Annotated in this window: 5 protein-coding genes; 1 reads left to right on the plus strand and 4 read right to left on the minus strand. The window is 33.9% G+C overall.

Annotated elements, in window-relative coordinates; all coding sequences use genetic code 11:
- Positions 1-30 precede the first annotated feature (30 nt).
- The 4 genes from ACIPNH_RS01465 to recA form a co-directional block, all read right to left on the minus strand.
- Complete coding sequence (locus ACIPNH_RS01465) at positions 31-1,374, minus strand: alanine/glycine:cation symporter family protein (protein ID WP_400771223.1); 1,344 nt, start codon at positions 1,372-1,374, stop codon at positions 31-33.
- 22 nt (positions 1,375-1,396) lie between these two features.
- Positions 1,397-2,167 carry a CDP-alcohol phosphatidyltransferase family protein gene (locus ACIPNH_RS01470; RefSeq protein ID WP_015589351.1) on the minus strand — a complete coding sequence of 257 codons (771 nt, stop codon included), beginning with the start codon at positions 2,165-2,167 and terminating at the stop codon, positions 1,397-1,399.
- On the minus strand, positions 2,164-2,856 hold the full coding sequence (locus tag ACIPNH_RS01475; RefSeq protein WP_400771227.1) for a phosphatidylserine decarboxylase: 693 nt from the start codon (positions 2,854-2,856) through the stop codon (positions 2,164-2,166). Before ACIPNH_RS01475 ends, ACIPNH_RS01470 begins: the two co-directional genes overlap by 4 nt.
- A gap of 187 nt (positions 2,857-3,043) precedes the next feature.
- On the minus strand, positions 3,044-4,111 hold the full coding sequence (recA, locus tag ACIPNH_RS01480; protein WP_400771230.1) for a recombinase RecA: 1,068 nt from the start codon (positions 4,109-4,111) through the stop codon (positions 3,044-3,046).
- Between the two features lie 624 nt (positions 4,112-4,735).
- Between recA and ACIPNH_RS01485 the strand changes: the two genes are divergently transcribed.
- Positions 4,736-4,936 (plus strand): DnaJ domain-containing protein (locus ACIPNH_RS01485; RefSeq protein WP_400771233.1); only part of this gene is annotated, 201 nt, incomplete at its 3' end.

Here is a 4,936-nt window from a genome sequence, read left to right on the forward strand (position 1 = left end):
AACACCATACAAAGCAATCTATAAATCATGTTAATACCCTTTAGAATTGTAATAAGAATCTATTGTATTCAAAACTTCCCTTCTTAGTAGATATATTGCAACAGCATTTGGAATCATAAGGCACATAAACAAACTGTCACCTAGATAAGATATAAATTCTATATTCTTTGACATACAGCTGATATACACTGAAACCACTATAAGAATTTGGAACGGTATCAGTATTTTTTTACTACCAAATAAATACAGCAAAGCAACTTCACAGTAGTAACAATAAGCTATTATTGTGGAAAATGCAAAGGAAAACATCATTAGCGAAAAAACTAACTTGCTGAACAAGGGCAAAGCTGTTGAAAATATCGAACTAATTAGTGTAATATCACCCACGTTATCAGTGCTATGCATACCAGTGATAATTATCACAATACCAGTCAAAAATGAGATTAATATTGTGTCTATAAGTGGTGCAATCATTGCAACGCACCCAACTTTAATTGGATCTTCTTCTTTTACAGCTGAATGTGCTATAGCTGCTGTTCCGGTACCTGCTTCGTTAGCAAACACTGATCTTCTCACTCCGGCTATTAATCCGCTCAATACTCCGCTTCCTATAGCTGATTTATTGAAGATATCTTGGAATATTATGGATAGAGCATTCAGCAAATTACTTCCGTTTACATAAATTAAATATATACACATACCCACATATAGCACTATCATAATTGGTGTTAAGCTCGTTGAAACGAAAGCAATGCGCTTTATTCCTCCCAATATTACAATAAAGACAAGCAGGGATATAATAATGGATGCGTTGTATTCTAGGAGGTTATTTGATAGTGCTGCTATTTGATTTGCTTGAAATGGTATACCGCCCAAAATCATTGCAATAAGTAGCATAATCGCATAAGTGAAGGCAAGAAATCTACCAGTTTTTGCAAATCCAATTTTTGCAAGCCCGTACTTCATGTAATAAAAAGCCCCGCCAGTTGTATTTTCAGAGCGATAAGTAAATGCAAGCACCACCTCGGCAAACTTTATCGACATACCAAGTATTCCGGTAATTACCATCCAAAAAACTGCACTTGGGCCCCCTATTGTGATAGCTATTGCAACTCCTGATATTGTTCCAAGACCAACTGTTCCTGAAATTACTGTTGCAAACGCTTGAATATGAGTGATTATGCCATTGTTGCTGTTATTACACTTTAGATTGAATAGCGTCTGTATTCCATATTTAAGTAACCTAAAGTTAATGAATTTGAACTGGGCAGTACAAAAGATTCCAGTTGCAATTACCCAAATAATTATAAATGGAATGTTGAATATCTTTATATACAGAAATGAATTTAATAGTTCACTTATCTTCAAAATCATGCAGTTTTCTATTTTTTGTTAGCTAACGAGTTTTATATGTAAAATATATGTAAAACCCGATGCTTATTGGAATAGTAAGTGTATACACTATACCTAAAATTGGTAGAGTCATCCAGGGCTTACTGATGAAAAATACAATAAGTACTCCAAAAAATGACACAAATATATAGGATAGGCTTTTGGGAATATAAATATATTTTGCAGAGAAAGTTGGAATGTGACTTATCGAAAAAAATGAAATGGCCAGAAAGTAACAAGCTACGTTTCTTGTGTTAAAAAATCGCTCTATGAGAAGTAAGTATTCACTCTCATGAGATTGAAAGGTAATAATTATTGGTAACAAAGAAAGTAAAGCACACACTGGAGCTGGAACACCAGAAAAGAAAAATTTTTCCCAGTATGGTTGTTCTGAGTGTAGCGAAACATTAAATCTTGCAAGTCTTATTGATATGCAGATTACGTATATCATTACTAAAATCCAACCTATGACTTTGATTTCGTTTAGCTTCCAAAAATACAAAAGAAATGCAGGCGCTGCACCAAAATTTAGAAAATCTGCAAAAGAATCAAGTTGGGCTCCAAAATCGCTAGTTGATTTTAGAATTCTAGCTATTCTGCCATCCATTCCATCTATTATTGCTGCAATGATGATAAAAATTACTGAGAATTCCCATTGTTCATTAAATGTAAATTTAAGTGAAGTGAGACCAGAACATAAACCCAATAAAGTTATAAAGTTTGGGAATAATTTAGTAATAGGTAAGAATCTACTGTTACTTCCATCGTTATTCATATAACGTCAAAAGTAAGCTTCTCTTGAACGTTTTCCTTATTTAAGTTTGCTATAATTGTTTCACCACCAATAACAGTTTGCCCTTCTGAAACTCTGACTTCTGTATCAGCAGGAACATAGATATTCACTCTACTGCCAAACCTTATAATTCCAAACCTTTCACCTGCTTTTACGTTCTGGGATATTCCTAAATTACAAACGATACGACGTGCAATTAATCCAGCTATTTGCTCCACAATAATTTCTTTCCCCTTTTTGTATTCAATTACAATAACCTGCTTTTCATTTTCATTACTAGACCTATTGCTCATTGCGGATACAAACTTGCCTTTTTTATAACTCATTTCCTTTATCGTACCAGATATTGGTATACGGTTCACATGGACGTTCAAAACACTTAAAAATATGCTAACAAGCGTAAACTTCTTCTCCTCTCCGTTTTCTGCTGATAAAGGATAATTAACTTCTTCAATTTTTGAAATCACACCATCAGCAGGACTTAATATAAGATTCTTATTGTTTGGCACAGCTCTTGCTGGATCACGAAAGAAATAAGTACACAATAATGTCGGAAACAAGCACGTAACGCCAAACCCCCAAGATATAGAGAATGCTATACACGTTACTATAAAGGAAACTACTATAAATGAATAACCTTCCCTGTTTATATTAGGTAAACCAAAACACATAATCTTATTAACAATAACCTATTGTTAACAATTTATCATTTATAATTTCTCATGAAAAGCTTTTTTTAACTGCTTCAGCAAAGTCTTTTTGATACAAGGTAACATTACAGATTGTTATATTAGCACATAGAATTACCGTCATACTGTAACAACCCGTCCAACACAAAATCTAATGCCTAAGTTTAGATCAGAAAACTGATTCTTCTAAAAGTTGCTCACTATCCTCGTCTATTATGATAGAATTATCATGATTTCTGAGTAAATCTCTGATTTTCGTTTCTATTTCATTTGCGACTTCTTTGTTTGTTTTTAGGTAAGTTTTTACATTCTCTCTTCCTTGCCCAAGACGTGTGTTGTTATATGAATAGTAAGCGCCTGCTTTTTCAAGCACACCAAGCTTTGCTCCCATACCTATTATTTCTCCGAGTTTTGATATACCTTCATTGTACATTATATCAAATTTCGCTTCTCTAAATGGAGGAGCAACTTTATTTTTTACAACTTTAACTCTTGTTTCATTACCTGTAATATTTTCTTTGTCTTTTATTACACCAACTTTTCTTATATCAAGCCTTACAGAAGTATAGAATTTTAATGCATTTCCACCCGTGGTAGTTTCAGGATTTCCATACACTACTCCTATTTTCATACGAATTTGATTAATAAATATCAATATACAGTTCGCTTTTGAAACGGCAGAGGTTAGTTTCCGTAGCCCATGACTTAGAAGCCTTGCTTGCAGCCCCATATGTTGATCACCCATATCACCTTCAATTTCAGCTCTTGGAGTTAATGCTGCGACAGAGTCAATAACTATCACATCAACCGCACCAGAACACACTAAATACTCAACAATATGCAACGCCTGCTCTCCAGTGTCTGGTTGTGAAATCACTAAATCATCAGTGCTTACCCCAAGTTTACGAGCATATAAGACATCCAATGCATGTTCTGCATCGATAAATGCGCATGATCCTCCTTTTTTTTGTGCTTCAGCAATCACGTGCAAGGCAAGAGTGGTTTTACCAGAACTCTCGGGGCCAAATATTTCAATTATACGCCCTTTTGGCAGACCTCCAACACCTAGAGCCGAATCAAGCGCAATTGATCCTGTGGATATTGTGTCTATTTTTTCTACAGGGTTTTGCTTCAACTTCATTATTGCACCTTTACCGAATGCTTTTTCAATCTGGCTTATTGCGTTATCTAGTGCTTTTTGTTTATCACTATTTCTTTCTTCTGGGTTACTTGCCATAGATCATTTATTAATTTATATAATTCTCTATGATAATCAAACGCGAATAACCTGCCAAGGTTTTTCTAGTATTTATGTATTATTTCAATGAAAAATATTAACGTTTTCATAAAGCAGATATTTGTTTGCCTTCGTTAGTAACACACTATACTTTAGTGTACGAACGTTGCAATTTGCAGCATAGCAGGTGGTGTCATCCAAGTAGCCAACACTGAAATGACTAAATTCGAAATGGCTACATGAATTTATTGTAAATTACTACCGTATAAGGTGCGATGCAACAAAGCCATTCCAGTGTCAGCTACTTGAATGACACCTCTTAGATGGGTCAGCTACTCAGATCTGCCATGAAAACTGCAACCCTAAATGTTGGAGCACTGTCGTACACTAAGCGCTGTAATGACAATTTTAGTCGCTTCATACACTTATCATGCTAGTCATAACAGAAATAATTTTTACCAAAGATATTTATGAAATAATTGACATAGTTTGGAAATATGTATATTATAGAACATTAATAGTTAGTTAATTTGTAGGTGTAATGTGGCTAGAAATGTTTTGAATGAAAATGAGTACCACGCTTTAAAGCAGTTGTTTTTAACATTTAATATTCAAAAGGAGGATGTGGTAAATTCTGACATTAAGAATATTAAGAAAAAGCTTAGTCAACAATACCGTAAATTATCGTTAAAATATCACTCAGATAAAAACCCAAACAATAAAGAAGCGGAGGAGAAATTTAAGGTTATTGCATTAAATAAGCCATTTTTTGAAGAATTTATAATAGAGCCATTGGAGAAAGGTCTCAATAAAAGAAATAATTTA

It is taken from the genome of Wolbachia endosymbiont of Drosophila barbarae (assembly GCF_044752445.1).
GTDB lineage: Bacteria > Pseudomonadota > Alphaproteobacteria > Rickettsiales > Anaplasmataceae > Wolbachia > Wolbachia pipientis.

Coding starts and splice junctions, on each gene's coding strand:
- ACIPNH_RS01465 (WP_400771223.1), bottom strand. CDS start 1,374: ATGATTTTGAAGATAAGTGAACTATTAAATTCATTTCTGTATATAAAG.
- ACIPNH_RS01470 (WP_015589351.1), bottom strand. CDS start 2,167: ATGAATAACGATGGAAGTAACAGTAGATTCTTACCTATTACTAAATTA.
- ACIPNH_RS01475 (WP_400771227.1), bottom strand. CDS start 2,856: ATGTGTTTTGGTTTACCTAATATAAACAGGGAAGGTTATTCATTTATA.
- recA (WP_400771230.1), bottom strand. CDS start 4,111: ATGGCAAGTAACCCAGAAGAAAGAAATAGTGATAAACAAAAAGCACTA.